The organism is Allobosea sp. P1_B10 (genome assembly GCF_056406735.1).
The window spans coordinates 51,265-72,586 of record NZ_JBFTZP010000009.1 but is presented as its reverse complement, the minus strand read 5'-3'; the positions used below and the strand labels follow the sequence as shown (position 1 = coordinate 72,586).

At 61.7% G+C, this 21,322-nt stretch carries 24 protein-coding genes; 7 read left to right on the top strand and 17 right to left on the bottom strand.

Annotation, left to right across the window (positions count from 1 at the left end; translation table 11 throughout):
* The first annotated feature begins 551 nt into the window (after positions 1–551).
* Together AC1D2L_RS18790 and AC1D2L_RS18785 are read left to right on the top strand one after the other, a co-directional pair.
* On the top strand, positions 552–2,456 hold the full coding sequence (locus AC1D2L_RS18790) for a hypothetical protein (protein ID WP_476847419.1): 1,905 nt from the start codon (positions 552–554) through the stop codon (positions 2,454–2,456).
* An 80-nt stretch (positions 2,457–2,536) separates the two neighbouring features.
* A complete protein-coding gene (locus AC1D2L_RS18785) occupies positions 2,537–4,078 on the top strand; it encodes a class I SAM-dependent methyltransferase (protein ID WP_476847418.1) in 1,542 nt (513 codons plus the stop codon).
* Positions 4,079–5,358: 1,280 nt separating this feature from the next.
* On the opposite strand, the gene AC1D2L_RS18780 is transcribed toward AC1D2L_RS18785, so the two are convergent.
* The 10 genes from AC1D2L_RS18780 to AC1D2L_RS18735 form a co-directional block, all read right to left on the bottom strand.
* A complete protein-coding gene (locus AC1D2L_RS18780; protein WP_476847417.1) occupies positions 5,359–5,727 on the bottom strand; it encodes a response regulator in 369 nt (122 codons plus the stop codon).
* Between the two features lie 47 nt (positions 5,728–5,774).
* Complete coding sequence (locus AC1D2L_RS18775; protein WP_476847416.1) at positions 5,775–6,941, bottom strand: sensor histidine kinase; 1,167 nt, start codon at positions 6,939–6,941, stop codon at positions 5,775–5,777.
* 387 nt (positions 6,942–7,328) lie between these two features.
* Positions 7,329–8,051, bottom strand: a complete 723-nt coding sequence (locus AC1D2L_RS18770) for an SOS response-associated peptidase (protein ID WP_476847415.1) — start codon at positions 8,049–8,051, stop codon at positions 7,329–7,331.
* Positions 8,052–8,351: 300 nt separating this feature from the next.
* Entirely contained in the window at positions 8,352–8,549 is a 198-nt protein-coding gene (locus AC1D2L_RS18765) for a hypothetical protein (protein WP_476847414.1), read from the bottom strand.
* Positions 8,550–8,624: 75 nt separating this feature from the next.
* On the bottom strand, positions 8,625–9,053 hold the full coding sequence (locus AC1D2L_RS18760; RefSeq protein ID WP_141740031.1) for a hypothetical protein: 429 nt from the start codon (positions 9,051–9,053) through the stop codon (positions 8,625–8,627).
* A 641-nt stretch (positions 9,054–9,694) separates the two neighbouring features.
* Positions 9,695–9,880, bottom strand: coding sequence for a hypothetical protein (locus AC1D2L_RS18755; RefSeq protein ID WP_476847413.1), 186 nt, complete (start codon positions 9,878–9,880; stop codon positions 9,695–9,697).
* Entirely contained in the window at positions 9,877–11,064 is a 1,188-nt protein-coding gene (gene nhaA / locus AC1D2L_RS18750) for a Na+/H+ antiporter NhaA (protein WP_476847412.1), read from the bottom strand. The genes AC1D2L_RS18755 and nhaA overlap by 4 nt, the downstream gene beginning before the upstream one ends.
* A gap of 148 nt (positions 11,065–11,212) precedes the next feature.
* Positions 11,213–11,725, bottom strand: a complete 513-nt coding sequence (locus tag AC1D2L_RS18745; RefSeq protein ID WP_476847411.1) for a DUF1993 family protein — start codon at positions 11,723–11,725, stop codon at positions 11,213–11,215.
* A 78-nt stretch (positions 11,726–11,803) separates the two neighbouring features.
* The gene (locus tag AC1D2L_RS18740) at positions 11,804–12,181 is read right to left on the bottom strand and encodes a hypothetical protein (protein ID WP_476847410.1); all 378 of its coding nucleotides are present in this window, start codon (positions 12,179–12,181) and stop codon (positions 11,804–11,806) included.
* The gene (locus tag AC1D2L_RS18735) at positions 12,178–12,399 is read right to left on the bottom strand and encodes a hypothetical protein (RefSeq protein ID WP_476847409.1); all 222 of its coding nucleotides are present in this window, start codon (positions 12,397–12,399) and stop codon (positions 12,178–12,180) included. The genes AC1D2L_RS18740 and AC1D2L_RS18735 overlap by 4 nt, the downstream gene beginning before the upstream one ends.
* A gap of 84 nt (positions 12,400–12,483) precedes the next feature.
* Between AC1D2L_RS18735 and AC1D2L_RS18730 the strand changes: the two genes are divergently transcribed.
* Positions 12,484–12,981, top strand: coding sequence for a hypothetical protein (locus tag AC1D2L_RS18730; RefSeq protein WP_476847408.1), 498 nt, complete (start codon positions 12,484–12,486; stop codon positions 12,979–12,981).
* 37 nt (positions 12,982–13,018) lie between these two features.
* Positions 13,019–13,285 carry a DUF7696 family protein gene (locus tag AC1D2L_RS18725; RefSeq protein WP_476847513.1) on the top strand — a complete coding sequence of 89 codons (267 nt, stop codon included), beginning with the start codon at positions 13,019–13,021 and terminating at the stop codon, positions 13,283–13,285.
* Positions 13,286–13,337: 52 nt separating this feature from the next.
* On the opposite strand, the gene ligD is transcribed toward AC1D2L_RS18725, so the two are convergent.
* The 3 genes from ligD to AC1D2L_RS18710 form a co-directional block, all read right to left on the bottom strand.
* On the bottom strand, positions 13,338–14,342 hold the full coding sequence (gene ligD / locus AC1D2L_RS18720; RefSeq protein ID WP_476847407.1) for a non-homologous end-joining DNA ligase: 1,005 nt from the start codon (positions 14,340–14,342) through the stop codon (positions 13,338–13,340).
* Between the two features lie 67 nt (positions 14,343–14,409).
* Positions 14,410–14,784, bottom strand: coding sequence for a hypothetical protein (locus AC1D2L_RS18715; RefSeq protein ID WP_476847406.1), 375 nt, complete (start codon positions 14,782–14,784; stop codon positions 14,410–14,412).
* A 547-nt stretch (positions 14,785–15,331) separates the two neighbouring features.
* Positions 15,332–15,688 carry a helix-turn-helix domain-containing protein gene (locus AC1D2L_RS18710; protein ID WP_476847405.1) on the bottom strand — a complete coding sequence of 119 codons (357 nt, stop codon included), beginning with the start codon at positions 15,686–15,688 and terminating at the stop codon, positions 15,332–15,334.
* A 217-nt stretch (positions 15,689–15,905) separates the two neighbouring features.
* Here AC1D2L_RS18710 and AC1D2L_RS18705 point away from each other — a divergent pair, with 217 nt between their 5' ends.
* The 3 genes from AC1D2L_RS18705 to AC1D2L_RS18695 all read left to right on the top strand — a co-directional run bounded on the left by AC1D2L_RS18705 (position 15,906) and on the right by AC1D2L_RS18695 (position 19,651).
* Positions 15,906–17,804 (top strand): hypothetical protein, encoded by a 1,899-nt coding sequence (locus AC1D2L_RS18705; RefSeq protein WP_476847404.1) that lies wholly within the window; start codon positions 15,906–15,908, stop codon positions 17,802–17,804.
* A 78-nt stretch (positions 17,805–17,882) separates the two neighbouring features.
* Positions 17,883–19,424 (top strand): class I SAM-dependent methyltransferase, encoded by a 1,542-nt coding sequence (locus AC1D2L_RS18700; protein WP_476847403.1) that lies wholly within the window; start codon positions 17,883–17,885, stop codon positions 19,422–19,424.
* Positions 19,424–19,651 (top strand): hypothetical protein, encoded by a 228-nt coding sequence (locus AC1D2L_RS18695; RefSeq protein WP_476847402.1) that lies wholly within the window; start codon positions 19,424–19,426, stop codon positions 19,649–19,651. Before AC1D2L_RS18700 ends, AC1D2L_RS18695 begins: the two co-directional genes overlap by 1 nt.
* A gap of 93 nt (positions 19,652–19,744) precedes the next feature.
* On the opposite strand, the gene AC1D2L_RS18690 is transcribed toward AC1D2L_RS18695, so the two are convergent.
* From AC1D2L_RS18690 to AC1D2L_RS18675, 4 genes are all read right to left on the bottom strand, one after another.
* Positions 19,745–20,182: a hypothetical protein gene (locus AC1D2L_RS18690; protein ID WP_476847401.1), complete on the bottom strand. Its 438-nt coding sequence runs from the start codon at positions 20,180–20,182 to the stop codon at positions 19,745–19,747.
* Between the two features lie 41 nt (positions 20,183–20,223).
* Complete coding sequence (locus AC1D2L_RS18685; protein ID WP_476847400.1) at positions 20,224–20,565, bottom strand: hypothetical protein; 342 nt, start codon at positions 20,563–20,565, stop codon at positions 20,224–20,226.
* A gap of 87 nt (positions 20,566–20,652) precedes the next feature.
* Positions 20,653–20,916, bottom strand: a complete 264-nt coding sequence (locus tag AC1D2L_RS18680; protein ID WP_476847399.1) for a Pam3-gp28 family putative phage holin — start codon at positions 20,914–20,916, stop codon at positions 20,653–20,655.
* Positions 20,913–21,302 (bottom strand): hypothetical protein, encoded by a 390-nt coding sequence (locus AC1D2L_RS18675; protein ID WP_476847398.1) that lies wholly within the window; start codon positions 21,300–21,302, stop codon positions 20,913–20,915. Before AC1D2L_RS18675 ends, AC1D2L_RS18680 begins: the two co-directional genes overlap by 4 nt.
* Positions 21,303–21,322: the final 20 nt, after the last annotated feature.

Genomic DNA, 21,322 nt, shown 5'->3' with positions numbered 1-21,322 from the left:
GCAGCGGAATCGCACCTTTTGTATCGCTCTCCTTATTGAGCACACCGGTAGGCAGGATGAGGAAAGCTCACCTACCGACGGCGCCACCCTGTGCCGTAAGGGAATCGATATCGAATCGATAGGGAGCGAAGATGCGCGGCATACCGTGACGTCCCGATCAGAGACCCAGATATTCCCTTGGGAACACTCGGCGCTTCCCCTACGTCATTCTCACTCACCCTCTCGTTTCGCGTTCACCAACCGCTGACATCTCCACCCATATCTCCACCTCGGATGTAAAGCTGTTTTTGCCGCCGTATTTGAGGCTGCCCTTGCGGAATTGAGGCATTTTTGGCTATTTTTTGCTTTTTTCTGACGAGGCAGAAGAATCTCAGATTCCCTCGATTCGCCTCATTCCCCAAGGTAATGTCCATCTACTCTGCGTTCTTTGAAATTTGACGTTAGGTCCTTTTGGATTAAAGCCACTTGTCACCTGTTACAGCAATGCTGTATAGGCAATTCAACTTGGCGAGTCAGTCGACCGTCCAAGGGGCAAAACCGAGGGAATTCCCATGGCACTTACGACAGTCGAACAAGTTAAAGCCGCTTATCTGGCCGTTAACCGCGTAGCCCTGAATGACGCGACCGCCGCCGCAGTGGCAGCGTCCATCGATGGCGGCACGACATCGATCCTCGCTTACCAGAATGGCCTCGTTGCTCAGGCTGCGACCACCACGCAGGCTGCCGTTGCGCTGTCGTCATTCTTCGAGGGAGTTGTGCCAACCTCGGCTCGGGTCGATTCGCTGACCGCTTTCGCTAAGACCCAGAACGACTACTACACCAACGTCCTGAAGTCCTCGAATGCACAGCTTGGCGCGTTCGAAGCTCTCGGCAAGGCTTTCGCTGCTGACCCGACCACCACCGTTGCTTTCGCTGCAAAGTACGGCGCACTTTCCGCCACCAACTTTGTCAACAACGTTTACGCTCAGGTCTTCAACAACTCTCCGGTCCCGTCGGCCGGCGCGCTCGCCAACCTCGTTGGCCAGATCGCCTACTTCACCGACCTTTACACCAAGGCCGGCATCCCGGCGGCTCAGGCCGACATCCAGGCCAAGGGCGCCGTCCTCGGCCAGATCATCGGCTACGCTGTCACTGCGACCGATGCGACCACAGAGGCTGGCTCGTCGTTTGACGATGGCGTCGCCACCGCTCTGGCTACCCTCGCCACCGAAGCCCGCACCGAAGTGACGCCCTCGACTGTTTACGGCAAAGCCTTGTCTGGCGCCGGCGCGACGATTGCCATTGCTGCCGACGGCTCTGTTTCGCTGGACGTTAAGGCTAACGGCGCAGCTCCTGGCAACGTGACTGCAACGGCGTTCGCTGACACCGTTTCGGGCACCATCAGCGGCAGCACGAAGGACATCTCGGTCAATACTGCTGCTGGCAATGACTCGATCGGTACCAAGGCTGCCAACGTCACTGTGACCCAAGCTGGCGCATTCAAGATCGCGATCGACGGCTCGGCTGGCGACGACGTTCTCTATGCGACACTCGGTTCGGACCTGACGGCCAACACCACGATCGCCAATGTCGAGAAGCTATACTTCGCGACCGGCGCTGGTATCAATGTCGCGGCCACAAACTTCTCGGGCGTTCAAGAGCTCTGGAACAACAATAGTGCCGGCGTTTTGGCCGTGACCGACGTCAAGGCCGGCGTGACGGTTGGCGTTGATAGCGCAGCCGCTGGCTCGACCTTCACGTACGCCGCAGGTGTGGCTGACGCCAAGTTGGCCCTGTCGGGCGCAACGGGCGGCGTCACCACGGTGAACGGCAACGCCACCGACCTGAAGACGCTCAATGTCGACGTCGTGAAGAACAGCATCACTTCGGTCGCCACGAATGCGGAGACTGTCAAGGTTTCCGGCGCCGGCGAACTTGCAGCAGCATCGCTGACCGGAGCCAACCTGAAGACCTTCGACGCTTCGACCGCCACGAAGGCGATCTCGCTCGGGGCTACAGCCACTGCTGTCAACTTCGGCGGTGACTCGACCATCAAGTTTGGCGCCGGCAATGACACGTTCTTCATTGCAACGAATGATCAGGACAAGGATGTCGTTACCCTCGGCGCCGGCAATGACTTCGTGACGGTCACAGGGCTTGCTGGCAACGTCGCCTTCACTGACGGTGCGTTGACCAAGATGATCGAGTTCACCGACTTCACCAAGGGATCGGACAAGATCGTCTTCACCGGCGTCGTTAAGTCAACGGCAAATCTGACGGGCATCTTGACTGAACAGGCTGCCCTTACGGCCGTTGCAGCGGTTGCCGCTGAGGACAAGGTGTTCTTCGAGTTCAACGGCTCGACCTACATCTTCAACGATGTCGCCGCTGCCGGCTCTGTGACAGCAGCCGACGGCATCGTGAAGTTGACGGGCTTCACCGGCGCTGTTCTGGGCACCGACATCCTGGCAGCCTGATCTGCCCGGCCTACCGCTAATGAGAGACCGCCTTCGGGCGGTCTCTTTTTTTCACGACAGCTCGGCTTCAAAGGCTGCCAATGACTTCCTGGTCCGAAGGCTACGTCTCCGACATCGCCTATTCGATCGGCTACTACCGTGAGATGGCGCCGGACCATGTCGGCTATGCCGCGCTGAGTCTGGGCAAGAGCCCTGGCGGCGCATTGCTAACCAAGCGCGTGCTGGAACTTGGCTTCGGGATGGGCCTTGGCTTCGTGCTCGCCGCAGCCGCCAATCCGCAGACGCAGTTCGAGGGCTGCGACTTCAATCCCGAACATGTCGCCCATGCCCGCAGCCTCGCCGACGGGGCCTGGCTGACCAATGTCACGATCCGCGAGGCGAGCTTCCAGGAGATGGCAGCCGAGGCCCGCGAGGGCCAGCACGATCTCGACATCATCCAGCTCCACGGAATCCTGACCTGGGTCTCGGCAGACGCGCAACGCGCCATCGTCGAGATCGCCCGCAAGCGGCTGAAGCCCGGCGGTCTGCTTTATGTCTCGTATAACTGCATGCCGGGCTGGGCGCCGATGCTGCCCGTGCAGCGCCTGATGCGCGAGCACGCCAAGCGCCATGCCGGCTCCTCGCTGGCGAAGACGGCCGGCGCCGTCGAGGCCGTCAAGGCGATGATTGCGGGCAAGGGCCGCTATTTCGCCGGCAATCCCGTCATCGATCAGCGCATCGACAAGCTCGGGACCATGCAGGCGAGCTATCTGGCCCACGAATATCTCAACGAGAACTGGTTCATCTTCCACGTCGCCGATGTCGCCGAGATGTTCGGCGCGGCGAAGCTCTCCTTCCTGGGCTCGGCGACGATTGCTGAGAACATAGACGCCGTCTCGGTCCCGGCCGAAATGCGGGAAATGGTAGCCCAGGCCAGCGATCCGATCTGGAAGGAGACGCTGCGCGACATCGCCGGCAACAAGCAGTTCCGCCGCGACATTTATGCCCGGGGCGTGACCACGCTGAACAATGTCGAGATGCTGCGTGCACTGAACGCAACGCATTTCACGCTTGCCATGCCGCGCAGCGCCGTCACCCTCAAGCTGCCGAGCCTGATGGGCGAACTCGATGCCAAGCCGGAGATCTACGGCGCCATAGCCGATTGCCTGGCCGACGGGATCGTACCCTTCGACGCCATCATGACCCTGCCCGCGCTGACGACGGTGGGCCTTGCAGGCACCCTCCAGGCGCTGGCCCTGATGGTCCATGCCGGGCAGGTGCTGCCGATCCTCGGCGGGATCGAAGCCGAGCACGCGCCCGCGCAGCGCTTCAACCGTATGCTGGCGGACCTCGCAGCGCAGGGGCGCATCCATAATTTCCTGGCGGCGCCCGCCGCGCGCGCCGGACTGCCCGCGACATCGACCGAGATGCTGATGCTGGGCGCGCTCTTCGACGGGACGCCGCGCGAGCCGGAGCCGCTGATGCTGCACATCAAGCAGCAGCTCGAAAGGCTGGGGATCACCCTCAACCGCGAGGGCAAGCCGATCACCGACCCCACTGAGGTCATGCAGATGCTGGCGCAGGAGGTTAAGGGCTTCCTCGAGGGCAAGCTGCCGCTGTGGACGCGCCTCGGTGTCCTCTGACGCCATGGGCGCCCCTGGCCGCGAGCATCGCGCCGGCTCTCAGCGCAGCGTGCCCGCGCCCGCGCAGCGTCACGGATTCGCGGCCCTTGATCTGTATCAAGGGCATCGCCGTCAGGGACAGCTAAGGCTTGCCGCGATCATGGGGAGGAGCGCGTGGCGAGGCTCCGATGGGGCCCATGACATCCGCGATAGCGGCACGCCGGAATGGACCCGGCGCGGTAGTCGACGACGCTCACCGCCATCGCCTGACAGCACGGCTTCGCCGTAACGAAATGCATGAAACCAAAGACGGGCTTGCGCTGTTCTACATCTTTCGATCTAGCATCAACCTAGCTCGTTAGAGATAAAATTTGTATTGGAGGAACGGAAAGTGACTGCGGGACGCAAACTTTCTCAGATCCATCGGCTTGCTCGACTTCGGCGCGAGGCTGCGAAGCGAAAAGACGATGAACAGCAGAAATCTGTGCAAGATAACCTTACGGAACGACCACCCTCCAAGCAGGACAATAATTCGGATTCATCGAGCGAAAATCCGGCGAAATCCATCGATTTCGTTCCCCCTGCGCGTAGTTGCGGCTAGCGCTCCCGATGTTTGCCTGCCGTGGTGCGCGTCGCTCCGCTTGAATGCTGCGGCGCTTATCGTTCGAAGCAATGAGCCCGAGCCAGCGCTTGCGTTCTGACGCACTCGGCCCGAGGCTGTGATCAGGCGCGCAGATGCCGGATCGCATGACGGCGTTGCCGATCCCCCCGATCGAGTGGGTCGGCGCGGCGTTGAGACGCCCGAGCCGACTCCACCGCGGCAATGACATCAATCGGCGGAGCAGGATTGTTATCGCCGGGACGAAGCCACCGTTGAAGGCGCCGCATCGTTAGCCGACCCAGCTTTGCGAGCACGACACGACAGCAACCGGCAAACACATCGGAGGGCGCGCACCAGCGATTTGGGCAGGCGTTTGCCCGCCAGCCTCGCGCGACACCAACGGCCGACCCATGACGGATTCGACCGCGGAACAAGTGCCCGGCGTGATGGCTCACGCTCAGGACAACGTGGTCAAAAACTAAATGAAATCAGAGATTAGAGATGTTGGAGGCCTCGCCCGAAACGCCGCATTCTAGCGTCGTCAATGGGTTAGAGCAGATTTCTGTCCCGCCACCCCTGCCGACTTTACTGGGGATTTCGCATGAATTGTCCCGCCGATCCGTCCACGCAGCCGCGCTCATGACCTCATCTCATTCGACGGCACAGGCTCCAGAGGCCTCGATGACGCAACTGGAAAGGCTTATGCCGCTTCCAGGAGCGCCGCCTTGACAGCCGCCCGAGCATAGGGCTTCGGAAAAAAGCGGGCTCTTGCGGGCATCTCATGCAATGCCGGTCGATGGTGGCCCGACGCGATGATGATCGTAACCGGCGGCCAGCGATCGCGAACGGCATGGGCGAGCTTGATGCCATCCCTGGATCCCGGCATGTCGATGTCCGTAAAGATGATCCGGATCGCCGGGTTATCTTCCATTAGCCGCAAAGCCTCGTCGGCATTCTCGGCCTCGAGTGCGATGAAGCCGGCCTCCTCGACAATATCGACGGCGTCCATGCGAACGAAGTGGTCGTCCTCGACAACGAGAACGGTGATCGGCGCGGCGGCATGGGACATGGTGATCTAACTCAGCTTTGCTCGAATCGTTGCACGGCGAGACGGCGTTATTCGTGGGTCTCAAGCTTGCCTTCCAGCAGGTAGCGAACGCCGGACGCCTCTCGGAAAATGCTCGCCTTGCCCCCGAAATAGGCCGGCACGATCCGTTCAGTGAGCCTGGACCCGAAACCTTTACGGTCTCCTGCGATGACGGCCGGCCCCCCACTTTCGCGCCACTCCAACCGAAACGTACGGTCAGATGCTACGAGCCACTCGATGTCGACTTGCCCTTCGGGCACCGACAGGGCGCCGTACTTGATGGCGTTCGTCGCGAGCTCGTGGATGCCGAGCGACAGGCCAAGCGCCTGCTGCGCCGAGATCTCGGCGTTCGGTCCTACCGCCTTGACGCGCGCCGAGCGGTCGACATGGGGCCTTAGGGCGCTATCTACGACATGGACGATGTCGGCCGCGGACCAGCTGGTCTCGGTCAGGATATCTTGCGCGCTCGACATGGCGGCCAACCTGCCGCTGATGCGCTCGGCCGCGGTCTCCATGTTGTCTGAATGCTTCATCGTCTGCGAGACGATGGCCTGCACGATGCCGAGCGTATTCTTCATCCGGTGCGCGAGCTCTCGCTGAAGGATCATGCGTTGGCGGTTGCTCTGGCGCTGCTCCTCCAGCATCGTCTCGGCATCCAGTGCGGCTTTGGCCAGCGCCGCCCGGTCCTTGACGGAGGCGGTCACGTCGATCGTCGTGTTGATCAGCCCCCTCACGACGCCATCGTCATCATGCAGAGGAGTATAGGCGAAGGTCCAGAAGGTCGCCTCCGGTTCGCCGTTGCGGGTCATGGTCAGCGGCATTTCCTCGACCCGAACCCCGACGCCCGACAGGGCAGACCGAGTGATCGGCAATACGTCCTCCCAGACGTCGGACCAGACGTCGGCGAAGGACTGCCCCAGCGCGCTGGGCTCCCGCTGCCCCAGCATCGGCCGGTAGCCGTCATTGTAGAGCATCACCAGATCTTGGCCCCAGAAGAAGCACATCGGCTGCTGTGACGACAGCATCAGCCGCGTCACGAACATCAGCGACTTCGACCAGGTCGTGATGGGGCCAAGCTTTGTACTGGCCCAGTCGAACGTGCGTATCCGCTCGCCCATCTCGCCGCTACCGGGGAATGGATCGATGTCGGTGGCCGGGCGGGAGGGCAGGTCTTTCCAGGCGGCTGTGGCGGGCACGGGCGGTCCGATCTAGGGGAGAGATGATGGCTTCATGGCCGAAAGGTCGAGCAGCGGCAAGGTCACGCCAGCAGCCCAAAACCAATCGCTACGATAAGACGCGGGCTAGCAATTCCGGTATTAAGAAGCATGCAGCGGAAATGGGCTCCGCGACCAATCAAGGGGCGACCGCGCGGGGATGAGCCGATGCCCACGCACTTCGATACCAGAATTGAACCTCCTCCCAGCCCTTGATAGCGTGGCGGGATGCTCTACCCGGACACACCTCCGAGCGAAAAGCCGTTCACAGGGACGCTGCTGTTCGCCGTGCTGGTCGGCGCCGTTGTCGGCGTGCTCGCGGCTCTGATCTGGACTTGGCTGTGACGAGGCTCAACCGGCCCGACTCAGTCAGCCATCCTCCCCGTCCTTCTTGATGCCTCGAGCCACCTCCGTAAGCGCACCATCAGGCAGCGGCCGTTGGAGCGCCCTGGCCTGTTCCCATGGCGCTGTCATCCACGCCTCGCCCTCCTCCGGCGTCGTGAGAATGACCGGCATGGCCTTCGGATGGATCGCCCCGACCTCGGCGTTCGGCTCCGTCGTCAGGAAGGCATAGAGGTCGATCGTCTCCATCCCGGTTTTGATCTTGCGGACGCTCTCCCATTGCGGTGCCCATATCCCGGCGAAGAACGCGGTTGGCCGCTCCTCGCCAAAGGCAAACCAGACATCCTGCTTGGAGCCATGGTCGAATTCGCTGAAGGACGTGAACGGTACCAGGCAGCGGCTCTCGACGCCCAGCCAACGCTTCCAATGCGCGCTCGAGGTATTGCGGACGTTTGTCGTCCCGCCGTCAGGCTCGACTTTCAGCAGTTCGTTGAAGTCGACTTCCTTGCCCTTCGCTCGCAGCTTGTCCGCCCGCTTGCTTGCGGCTTGATAGATCGACTGCTTCGAGCTCGGCATGCCCCAGCGAGTCATAGCGAGCCGCGGGCTTCCGCCCTCATTGCGGATGATCGGCGCTTGGTAGTCCGGGAAGATGCCGGGCTGCGATGGCATGTTGACGCCGGCATCGTCGAACGTCGCGAACAACTTGCGCATCGCCTCGACGTTCCGAGTATGGCTGTAGAGGTTACACATCCGGGTAGGCTAACCGACCGCGGGGGTTCCGTCAGCTATCGACCCATAGCCGACGTGGCAAAGGTCAGCTTCGGGCATTCTGATTGGCCAGCCGGCCAAGGGGCACAGAGTTGGGGCTGGAGCGCTGCCTGGAAGCGATGCTGGGGTGGTGCCGAAGTCGCGATTGGGGGCAGCATCCGTTCTCGGCAGGCGACCGCTTCTGCTCACGGACCCTGCCGACCCGTGCGAAAGTTGTGAACCTCGCCGCCGCAGATCAACGCCCGCGCCTTGATGCGGGCATCGAGGACAATGCCGGCGGCATCACAGCTGCAGCAGCAACTCGCGCAGCCCGGCGACAAACTTGTTCTGATGGCCGTTGCCCGGAAACGGCAGGTGATGCAGCTCGGCCTCGACCCCGGACAGGACCAGGGCAGCCTCGATATGGGCGCGAACGCAGCCGGCGACGCTGACGATCCGCTCTGGCCGGTACTCTTGGCTGCGAACGCCGCCACGCCGCAAGCGGCATCGTCTCGGTAATGGATTGACGGTCAGGGGGCATTACTACAGTTGTAGGTCGCTACCGTATAGATAGGATCATTGGCGCAAGTAAGCGGCATCAAGAGCCGCATTGCATCGCGCGGAAACTACGCGCCTTGCCGTTGTAAGGCATGCGAGAATATTGCCCTGACCCGCCACGATTCCTTTACAACGTCGATTGGCATCCGCGTTGCAGCTCTTCAAAACATTAGCCGCGCGTGCCGCACATTTTTTTGCTAACTTGTCTTTTTCTTGGGAAAGGCAACTAAGGAGGTCTGTTTTGACCCACCCAGCCGCGTCTGTTTGTACCGGCACTCCTTTGCCACTGCACCGCTCTTGTAGTTCTTTGCCGCAAGCAAGATCCTCCGCCCGCGCCTTCTGTGCCTCAGCAACGTTGAAGTGGGCATCAGAGATAAACATTGCAGCAGAGAACGCGATAGCTGTGATGACACCACAACGGCGGAAAGCACCTCGCAGCATTTTCATGCTCCTTCTCCCGATTTTGCGAGCGTAGCACGTATCGGCGCACTGCGCATCTCGTCGCCCGCCGTCGAGCCACGCGCCCTTCATAAGATATAGGGCGCGTCCCGCTTGATCCGATCGGACACCGCTGCGACGCGCACTGTGCCCGCTCCAGCCGACCAGCCAGCTTACGATACAACTTGAGGCGGTCACTGCGGGTGAGGATGGGCGTCCATTTCCTAGCATCTCGGCCCTCGGAGCCCTAATCCCAAGCCTCACAAGACGCGCCGGCCAAACTCAAACGGCCGCCACGACCGGCTCCGAAACGCGGAAATCGGTTGCAGTCTCTTTCGTCGAGCGGTTCCGCTTACGACCCATTTCGAACATAAGCGACGGACGCAGCTATCGCAGGTAGCGTCCCGCGCTCTGGATGGCCGAAAAAAATTGACGGAACCACGAAAGCGCCGCTGGAAACCACTGCTGGCTACGAGTGATTTCGGATAACGCCACCGACTACGATCAATGACACGCCTGCCGCGAACCAAACCGCAGTCGCGCCGATCGTAGGGCGATCGACACCCCTAAGAAGCTCGACGATGCATAGAACGAAGCCTAGCGCCATCAAGCCGTAGGCTAAGGTCAGCATGATGAGCAGCCGGTCTTGCTCAACCCAATAACCGCATCAGGATTATCGCCGCCCCGAAGGCGATGAGCCCGAGAATCAGGGTCGGGAATAGCGAAGACACCAGTGGGCCGCTGACCACACGACGAGACGTTCCATCGGGCTTGGCCCGGAAGATGAAGACCAGAGCCAAAGCAGCGGTCAACAGGCCTGCTCCAAGTAGCGTCATGACGTTTTCTCCGCACGAGGGATGAATGCTGGCTGTTGCAGTCGCAGGATCACGTAACCGGCCAAACCCGCAAGGACAGAGCCAGCCAGGATTCCGTGCTTAACGCGATCCTGCATTGAGGGATCGTCGAAGGCGAGCAGGCCGATGAACAGGCTCATCGTGAAGCCGATGCCGCAGAGCAGCGAGACGCCGAGCATCTGAGGCCATGTCGCGTATGGCGGCAGGTCGGCCCAGCCAGCCCGGACCAAGAGCGCGGCCGCGCCGAGGACACCGATGAGCTTGCCGAAAAGGAGGCCCGCAGCGACCCCGACCGCGAGTGTGTCCCCAAGCACGGCCGGCGTGATCGCGGCGAACGAGACGCCGGCGTTGGCGAACCCGAAAATCGGAACGATGAGAAACGCCACTGGCATGTGGAGGGCATGCTCCAGCCGGTGCAGCGGCGAGACCTCGCGCGAGGCTTCGGGTTTGCCTGGCGTTGGCACGATCGGGATCATCAGCGCAAGCAGGACGCCGGCGATCGTGGCGTGGACACCCGACATGAGGACGAGCACCCACAGGGCGGCGCCGAAAATCAGGTAGAGGCCCAGGCGATCGTGGCCAAATTGGCTCAGCGCCCGCAGGATGCCGAGCACGAACAACGCGCCGAGCAAGGCGTAGACGTTGATCTGGGCCGTGTAGAAGATAGCGATGATGATGACGGCCCCGAGGTCGTCAATGATTGCCAGCGCCGCCAGGAATACCTTGAGCGAGGTCGGCACGCGCGAGCCGAGCAGGGACAGGACACCAAGCGCGAAGGCGATGTCCGTGGCTGCCGGGATCGCCCAGCCCCGCAGCGCCGAAGGGTCGGCGCGGTTGAACGCCACATAGATTAGGCCGGGCACGATCATGCCGCCGAGCGCGGCGACGCCCGGGAGCGTCCTGCGGCCCCAGGTGGAAAGCTGGCCGTCGAGGACCTCGCGCTTGATCTCCAAGCCGACGAGCAAGAAGAACACCGCCATCAGGGCGTCGTTGATCCAGTGGAGCAGGCTGAGCGGGCCTATGTATATTTTCAGCGCAGCGAAGTAGGCCGGTGCCAGCGGCGAGTTGGCGACGACGAGGGCGAGAACGGCTGCGCCCAACAGGACCAGACCGCCGGCGGCCTCGTTGCGTAGGAATTCACGAAAAGTAGAAAATGAGCGAGGCATAGGCGCAGGTTTCCCGCGCTGGCGGCCCGACCTACGCTTCTCCTGCCCGCCCGAACTTCTCGGCGGAACACCCTACCCCCTGTATGGCATCGCCGTCGGCGGGACGCAATGTCGGGACCCCGCGTCAGCAAGCGACCCTTAGCGGACCTCACCGCTCTGCCGGAACCACGTATCGTGCCATATGCGGAAGGAAATCCATTTTGCCGACGCCTAATCCAGCATTGCGCAACAGTGCGTAGGACATGGTCACATGGAAGTAGAAATTCGGCACGATCCAGTCTCGAATATCCTCCTCTGAAGACATCACGAACCGAACGCCGTTGGGTAACGTCAGGTCGATGGCATCGTCGGCACAACCCCATTCAGTTGGATCAGACTGTTCGACATGTAAGCGCACGGCAGCAATTCTATCCCGGACCTCCACGAGAGTTCGGTACGTAGCTTCCTCGAGAGGAAGGTTTTTCCCTCCGACCTGATTAAGGGCAAGCACAACCTGATTGAGTGCGACGCGAAATTGCAGCTCCAGCGGAAACATGTCGTCGGTCAACTTTTCATCCAGCACGTCGTCCGCCATGCCGGCGCCTTGGGCCTTGACGATCAAATGGTCGAGGGTCCCCAGCATGTTGACGAAGGTAGCGCGCGCTGATTGGGCGTATGACATAGCGCATCTTTCGCAGATCGCTGTGGTGGGTGCCATGGATGAAGTCGGCTGTCGTTTCATCCTGGGCATTCGCGAAGATCAGTCTTCGCCGACCTTACGCCGACGCTTATTTGGCACAGGCTCAGCTGGCAGCATGTCGTCCTTGCCGCCCTCGATCAAGGTCAACCCCGTCATGCTCGGCGGCAGGTCGGGTGGCCGGGTCGTGTAGAGATCGGGCAGGTAGGCACCGCAGCGATGGCCGTATTTCTGCGGCTTCCGTAGCTCGGTGAACGGCGTGTAAGGGCACGGACCCATGAAGGCGCGCAGCACGACCTGAACCGGCAGACGGTGGCCGTAACGGGCGGCGCAGGACGCCAGTCGCACATCAGCCTCCCGCGCGCAGACATGGCAGCGCAACCGAATGACGACCCAGGGATATCGGCTCAGCGGCGTGCCGAGATGAGGCTCGTCGCTCACGGCTCATCGACAACCTTGAGCGGGCGCGCTCCTTGCGAAAAATAGCCGCGCAGGAAGCCGCGCGAGATTGAGCGATCGGCGTCTGCCAGCAGGGTGTCCCAATCCTGCAGGACTGCACGCAGCGCCGCGCGCTCGCTGCCATGCTCGACGATCAGATCAGCGATTTCGCACTCGATATCATCCAGATCCGGCTCTGGTTGCCGCTCTGCTGGTTCCATATTGCGCCCTCTATAATGAGAACGTAATGAGAACGAAATCGATCTAACGAGTCAAGCTTCAACCGGCCGAGCACCAACCTTCATATGGACAACCACCACTACCCGACCGCGCCCAGCGAGCGTGCCCAGGGTCTTCATCTGGCCGAACTCCACTGCCTAGACTGCCATCGCTTCGCCGACGTGCCTACAGACGGCCTGCCCGACGACACCCGCGTCATCGACATCTGGCAGCGCTTCCGCTGCTCGAAGTGCGGCGGCAAGCGCCTCCAGTCCCGCATGAGCATTCACGAGCACTACCGCGTGATGAAGGAGAGAACCGGCAAGGGCCACGGCATGGGCGTCCCTGGAACCGGAATGATCAGCGATCGTTCTGCGCTCGACAGGAGAGCGGCCATGGCCAAGATCGTGATCAGTACCCCCGAGCAATACGAGGCGGTCATGAATGAGATCGAGGCGTTATCCGGCGCCCCCGAGGGCTCAAAAGAAGAGAACCTGTTGATCGACCTGCTAGACGCTGCTCAGGAGTGGGACCGCGGCAACGGCGGCGAGGTTGCCGGCGACACTGAGCGGACTGCTGGTTGAGGAGCAGTCTGAAACGAATATCAAATTGGAATGGCCTATGCCTTTGAAGGATATTGACGGAGCTCGGCTCATGCAGTCCGAGCTAACCGGCGAATGGGTGCCGATCAATTCGGAGGAGTGGCTACTGGAGTGCCAGGCGGCGTTTCTGCTTGCCCTCCCTCGCCAGCAACGGGACATAATGCTCGAGGGTACGCCAGGCGGAGTTGGCTATCAGATCGGGATCAGAGGCATGCGGGGTGACGCGGTGGTGGCAGAGCTACGTGCCGCAGTTGACCGCCTCGCGGCGGTCAGAGGATCGAAATGAAAAGGCCATTTAGGGTTGACTGCCATCTCGCCTAGGTGAGCCGGCCTGGGCACTAGGCATCAAGGCGATACACCTCGACTTGGTCGGCATCCTCGCGCAGTCCCTTGAACGATGCGTGGCGGAGTTTCCCGTCGTCGGTCCACGCGCGGAAAGCGACCTCGGCCGCTAGGACCGGCTGCGTCCACCGCACATTCTTTCGCTTGAGGGCGATTGCGGGCTTTTCGATCACCAGCGCGTCGAGCTGCTTCTTCAGAGCCGCGCCCGTCTTTTGGGTGAGCCCGGTACCGACACCGCCGACATAGACCAGACGGTCGCCTTGGTAGGCCGCCAACAGCAGCCGGCCTATACCGCCGAGCGCCACAGCCGACGGCTCGTAGCCCACGATCAGGAACGTCTCCGACTGGACGCACTTGATCTTGAGCCAGTCCCCGCCCCTGCCTGATCGATACGGCGCATCGCGGCGCTTGGCGATGATCCCTTCGAGCCCGAGCTCACAGGCCAGCTTCAGGAAGTCCGCGCCGTGCGCGTTCACCTCCTCGCTCAAGCGGATCGAACTGTGCTGCTTGCCGAGGAGGCGCTCGAGCATCGCCCGGCGTTCTTCGAGTGGCAGGCCGCGCAGATCCCGGCCATCGAGGTAGAGCAGATCGAACGCATAGAGGATGGCGCCGGCCGCAGACTTCTTTCCACCGCGCCCGCCGAGCGCTTTCTGCAACGCCCCAAAGTCCGAAGCGCCGCGCTCGTCCAGGACAACGGCCTCGCCATCGAGGATCGCAGTGTCGAGCCCGAGCTCGCGCACGTCATGGGCGATGGTCGGGAAGCGCGAGGTCCAGTCGTGGCCGCCGCGCGTGAGTATCCGGAGCTTGCCGGGCCCGACGTGGATCGCGAGACGGTAGCCGTCCCACTTCACCTCGAAGGCCCAATCCTCACTGGTCGGCGCCTTGGCGGCTAGCAGGGCCAGGCACGGCTCGACCCGTTCGGGCATCGGATCCAGCTGAAGCCCGCGCTGGCGCTTGTTGACGCGGCGGGACACCACAGGGCTGGCAATCGTCTCGGCCACCGGGCCGGACCGCAACAAGCGACGCGCACACACAAACGCAACTCCGAACGCAACGAAACAGGTAGGCTCAGGAATTCATCTTCCGATCGTGGTCGGCATCGGCCTTGTCGGCCTCGGCGTCGGGCTTAGGTAACTCGAACTCACGCTGCTCGATAAGTGGAGCATTCATCCAATCGCCGGTCGCCTCGAGGCCTTTGTCTTCTGCATCGTCCACCAGCGTGGAGATCAAATCGTCCGCTTCCTCTGCGACCATGCTGATGTTGGCGTTCGCCCAGGCGGCGTCGCTTTCGTTCAGCGGGTTAGCCAGCACCCCCGCCAGGTCGTCGAGTTTGCGAGCGAACTCTTGCGCCTGCTCGGCTACCGGATCGGTATTTCGCCGGCCCTGATGCTCGGCCGCATCGCCGAGCGGCAAGGCCTCCTGCCGGGTATCGGGTCGCGGCACCTTGCCGCTTCTAATGGCTTCACTCCACGGGCCTGACCGCAACATTCGCTGGGCACACATGACGCAACTCCTAACTCGATTGGAGTCGCGAACGGGTGGCGCGGCGAATCGTTCCGCCCTGTTACGTGAGGGCACAATCGCCGAAGAAAAATAACGCATGCCGCAAGGGAACTGAAGCTCTTTTGCAACAGAGATTCTATCTGTAATGCTCGGCATAGCGCCATCAATATTGCCTCATATATGATCTCCCTAAGCAGGCCCAAGACTTCAAGTTTCTGCACCGGGGGATCGTAGACGTGGCGCGTAAGAGCACTCTCTCACTGGTACATCAGCGCGCTCGAATTCGCCGCACGCTGGCCGATAAAAAGAATGACCTTACGGCACATAGCGCGCCCATAGATATTTCAGCGCAAGCGAAAGCCCACCAAGAGAATTTAGATCAAGCCGATCAGCCGGCCCTAGACAAACCCGGCTCCAAGACCCGTCGCACCTCCGGCGCCTGAGGAGGCGCCCAACATGAAGTCAGGTGAATGCATTATCCGCGTGCTCACTTGGCATCCGGTGGCAGCTGCCCATCTCCGAACAGGATCGAGAACGTCTCCGGCGCGTAGTAAGAGAGCAACTTGATCACGAAGGCCTTGGGCTCCTGCCCCAAGGCGCGCGCGGCCTGCTCGAAGAGATGCGGCTGCAGATGGATCTTGCCGCTCTCCATCTGCGAAATGCGCGCGTAGTGCTTCATCTCGAGCGCGGCGGCCAAATCGCGTTGGCTTAGCCCCCGTGCCTCACGAAGGCCTTTCAGCCAAGCACCTGCCGCGACCGTGCGCAATGCCTCCTCGGTTGGCTCCGAAGTCTCAGGCGCGCGAATCAGCCGTCGCTTCTTAACGGCAGGCTTGAACTTCTGCACGTGCGAAACGCGGCCTGGACTCGCCGGAAGTTTTGTCACGACGACCACCCTACGTCATGACGCAAGGGAATTTGGTCGCTTCTTTTGGGCATGAATCTCATTTCCGTTGCGTCACCTTGAATGAGAGGGCTTGTCAGCCATTAGAGCATTACTGTATAGCCGTTTTCAACTTAGCGAGTCAGCCGACCAGCTAAGGGGCACAACCGAGGGAATTCCCATGGCACTTACTACTGTCCAACAGGTTCAGGCGGCTTATCAGGCGATCAACCGCGTACCGCTGAATGAAGCCACTGCTACCGCAGTCGCAGCGGCGATTGACGGTGGCACGACCACCTTCGCAACTTACCAGGCGGGCCTTATTGCTCAGGCAAGCACGACCACCACGGCCGCCTTCGCGCTGTCGACCTTTATCGAAGGCGTTGTGCCGACCTCGGCCCGTATCGACTCGCTGACAGCATTCGCGAAGACCCAGAACGACTACTATACCAACGTTCTGAAGTCGGCGAACGCACAGCTCGGTGCATATGAAGCTCTCGGCAAGGCCTTCGCTCAGGACCCGACCACAACTGCCACGTTTGCTGCACGTTATGGTGCGCTCTCGGCGACAGATTTTGTCACGACCGCGTATGCTTCCATTTTCAACGGCGCTGTCCCGACGACTGGCGCCCTCGCCAACCTCGTCGGCCAGATTGCCTACTTTACGGACATCTACACCAAGGCTGGCATTCCGGCTGCTAGCGCTGCTCTGCAGGCCAAGGGCGCCGTGCTCGGTCAGATCATCGGTTACGCTGCAACGGGCCCTGATGCCACCAGCGGCGCGCCCGATCCGTCGAATTTCGACAACAACATCGAAGCCTTGATCAACACGGTTGCCAACGAGGCTCGCGCCGAGACCCCGTCGACTGTCTACGGCGTCGGCACCCTCGGCGCGACGATCGATCTGACCCTTGCTGGCGGCGGCGGCGTCCCGCCGGCTCCGCTGACTCCTGCGAGCGAAGTCGGTCCGAGCTTCGGAGTAGGTCGCCAGACCACGCAGTTCGGTGACAAGATCTCCGGCACGATCGGCGTCAACGGTTACAACGACACCATCAAGATCGACGGTGGCGCTGGTGTCGATACGCTGACCGTGACCAACGGCGGCGTCGCTTTCGCCCCCGCTGCTGACATCCTCAAGAGCATTGAGAAGCTGACAGTTATCACCAGCGTCGGTGATTCAACTGCCAACGTTGCCAACATCAAGGGCCTGACCGACTTCACGCTCGGTGCTGCTTCGACCAACAAGCTGACCGTCACGGGTCTCGATGTTGCGACCAACGTGCACGTCGCTACCGCGACCGCCGCTGATCTCGTTGTCGGCTATGCTTCGGCTCCCGCTGCAGCGACAGTCTCGATCGACGCCAAGTATGCCGGCAACATCAGCTTCTCGGACGCTGCTGTGAAAACGGTAACTGCCAACGTCACCGTTGCCAGCGCGGGCGTGAACTTCAATGACAACGATCTCACCGGTATCACGGTCACCTCGAAGGGCGATGTCAGCATCAACAATGCCGGCACTGGCCTGAAGACCCTCGACCTGACCGGCGTCGGCACCTTCAGCAAGGTCAACTTCACGGGCGAGCTCTTCGCTAACGCCGTGACCTCGACCCTCGGCAAGGGCGCGGACGTGTTCGAGATCGATGCCAACAAGGCTCACTCGGTCACGCTCGGCGCTGGTGCTGACACGGTTGAGTTCAATGCTGCTGGCAACATCACCGACGTGACTTCGGCCGCGACTGTGATCAAGGGCATCGCTGTTGTCACCGACTTCAGCAAGGCTGACGGAGACATCCTGCGCCTCGACGACGGCTTGGTCCCGGCCGTCAGCGTGCGTACCGCGCTCGACGCCACTGCGATCGGCCAGATCAACTCGTCGGCTGATATCAAGGCTGCCGCGGTGCTTGCCGGCACGTTTACGGATGCTGCCCTCGCGCCGTCTTGGGCGATCTTCAACTACGGTGCAGATGCCTACGCTCTGTATGACTCGGCTAACGACGGCTTCACTGTCGGCGATACCCTGATCAAGGTCACCGGCTTCCAGGTTGCCGACCTGACCTCGACGAACCTCATCTTCGGCTGATTTCGTCAGATCAAGAAGAACGGAAGGCCGCCCTTCGGGGCGGCCTTTTTCATGTCAAGACGAGAGGAAAGAGCGCCGATGACATCCTGGTCCGAAGGCTACGTATCAGATATCGCTTATTCGATCGGTTATTATCGCGAGATGGCGCCCGCCCATTTGGCTTTCGCTGCGCTGAGCCTCGGCAAGAACCCAGGTCTCGCCAAGGCACCCAAGTGCGTCCTCGAACTCGGCTTCGGCATGGGCGTCGGCTTTGTGCTCGGCGCCGCCGCCAACCCCGCCTGCCACTATGAAGGCTGCGACTTCAACCCCGAGCATGTTGCCCATGCGCGCGCGCTCGCCGAGGATGCCGGCCTGAACAACATCTCGCTGCGCGAGGCGAGCTTTCAGGACCTGGCCGCCGAGGCACATGAGGGACAGCACGACCTCGACATCATCCAGCTCCATGGCATCCTGACTTGGGTCTCCGCCGATGCGCATCGCGCCATTGTCGAGATCGCTCGCAAGCGGCTGAAGCCCGGCGGCATGCTCTATGTTTCCTATAACTGCCTGCCCGGTTGGGCCGGGATGCTGCCGGTCCAGCGCCTCATGCGCGAGCGTGGGAAGCGCGTCGGCGGCAATTCGCTGGCGAAGACCTCCGCGGCGATCGCTGTCGTCAAGACTATGATGGAGAGCAAGGCGCGCTTCTTCGAGCACAACCCTGCAATTGCGTCACGGATCGAAAAGTTCAGCACGATGCAGCCGAGCTATCTGGCGCATGAATATCTCAACGAGAACTGGTTCATCTTCAATTTCGCCGATGTCGCCGAAATGATGAGCGGGGCCAAGCTGAGCTATCTCGGCTCGGCCACGATCTCGGAAAACCTCGATGCGATCGCCGTGCCGGCAGAGATGCAGGCTTTTGTCGCCGAGGCTGGCGCGGATACCGTTTGGAAGGAAACGCTGCGCGATTTCGCGGTCAACAAGCAGTTCCGGCGCGACATCTATGTTCGCGGTCTCGCTGAACTGAACGCGTTCGAGGTCATGCAGGAACTCGCGCAAACGAGTTTCACGCTGTCCATGCTTCGAAGCAGCGTGCCGATGAAATTGGCGGGCCCGCTTGGCGAGCTCGACCTCAAGCCGGATGTCTACGGCCCGCTGCTCGATCTGCTCGGCGACCGCATCGTGCCGTTTAACGAGATCGTGACCGCGATGGGGGCTCGAGGCGTCACCCCTGCGGGCGTACTTCAGGCGTTGGCGCTGCTTTCCCATGCCGGCCATGTCTTACCGGTCATCGGTGGCGCTAATACCGACGTCAAGGCCGGAAAGAGCTTCAACCGTATGCTGGGCAAGCGCGCCCGCCGCGGCCGAATGTACAATTACATCGCAGCGCCGCTGGCCCGGACGGGAATCATAGCAAACTCGACCGAGTTGCTCGCACTGGACGCGCTGTTTGAGGGCCAGAAGAACGCCGACAAGATCGCTGAGCATGTCGTTGCCGCCATGGCCGCGCTGGGGATTAACCCGATCAAAGACGGGCAAGCGATCACGGACCCCGCATCGGCAAAGACAGCTGTCACTGCCGATGTCGCCACGTTCGTCGCTGAAAAGCTGCCCGTTTGGCGCCGACTCGGGGTGGTGTAATGACACAGGCGGTGCTGTTCGAAACGATCCTTGGCGCCGGCCTTACCGACGACAAGGGGTATTTCTTCCTTCATGTTCGGGACGAACGCGGAACCGAGATGCGGCTTGCGTTGCCGACAAAAGAACTGCAGCGTTTCGCGGATATCAGTGTGAACCTTCACGCAATGCATACGCGCGAGACGGTGAAGGAGTTCAACTTCAACTCTGAGACAATCAAATTTACCTGAATGCTCAGCCCTGCCACTGGGATCTGACAAAGCACAGACGGCGTAACGAAGCCCAAAGAGGGACTCTTCGCGCGAGCGCTAAAAAAAGGGACACTACCCATTCAATGGGGGAACTCGGACAATTGGAAGTTCCTGCCAAATGGTCCAGAAGCCGTGAGGCATGCGGTAGTTGATCTGGCCTCGGATTGTCAGGCCAGCGACGCGGTCGATATCCTTGGGGATGACGACGCAGAGGTCATTCTTCCCAGGCCCGATCTGGCTGGCTTGCGGGTTGCGGAGCACCAGGCCGTCGCGCTGGCGCTCGGTGATCGCTGGGAACTCGACGGCGGTCCCGTCAATGGCGATCGACCATGAGACGGCGATCGGCTGGGCGAACCGGTTCTTGAACCAATACCATGTCCAGCACATGCGCCCCGGCGAGCGATCTTCATCGTCGACGTCCACGCGCTGATCGGACAGCACGGGCGCCAAGCGGGCCTCGAGCATTGGCGTGGCATAGAGGAATAGGCCGGTGCCGACGAGCCCGGCCATGGCCCACACACCGACGGCCGTGACAGTCCTCACGGAGAGCATCACCTTCCTCCCTTGATGATTGCGAGCCAGACTGCAGTCCCGATTGCCACGACGAGCAGGCCGACGATGGCGAGCAGCCCGTGCTTGATCATCGCCTCTCGCATGAGCCGCGAGTCGCGCACCCATGTGATGTCTTTCCGAAGCTCCATGAGCGCCTTGCTGTCGCCCTCAGGCACGTCGAAGGCGCGCTCCAGGAACTGCTCGATGACACCCTCAGCCAGATCGCGAACGTCCTCTCTGGTCAGAGTATCGTCGCGAACGGCCTTGGCGGCGGACATGGCGGCTGTCGTGGCGAGCCTATCGAGTGTCGCCATGTCCATGACGACTGTGCCCGGCAGCATAGGCTGGGGCGTATCCTGGTGAGGCATCGGCTTGATCAGTCCTTGGAGGCAGGGCGCGTCGATCAAGCCGACGGCAGGCGCGGTCTGTTATCGCGAGGTGACGGTCGGATCAGGCAAAGCTGCGGCGATCTCCGGCGTGGTGCGGATCTCGCGGACCTCGGGCAACGCCGCAGCGCTTGCGACCAACCCGGCCTTGCGACGGACATAGAGGCCCCAGACGGTCGGGATCAGCCACATGGCGAAAGCCACCAATACGGTCTGGCCCTGCTGATCGATGAGACCCTTGGCCGCGAGCGCGCTCGCGCCCGACTGCACCAGCGTGCGGATGAAGCTGAGAATCTGCTCGTTCATGACGATGTCTCCGATCGGAGGGTTTCGGGCGTGCGGCGCGCGGCCTCGATCGCCTCGTAAGTCTTGGCGGCGGTGACGAGCGCTGCGGGCACGTCGGCCGGCGGCGCGGCGCAGACGGCGTTGACGGCCGCCGATGCCATGGCGGCGACGTTGCGCTGTTTCTCGGGCGCGAAAAGCGTGGCGCCGAATGCGACGGCCTGAAGCGCGCCGCAATACTTCGCCAGTTGCTCGGAGGCCTTGGCGACCTTGGCGTCAGCCTTGGTCGGACCAATGACCTGGCCGACGCCGAGAGCGATCTGCCCCCAGCCGGTGGATAGGGTATGGGCGGTCTGGCAGCCGGCGAGCAGGCAAGCGACGGCAGCCGCCGCGAAGAGGCGTTTCAGCATGATGGATCTCCGGGAGGGTT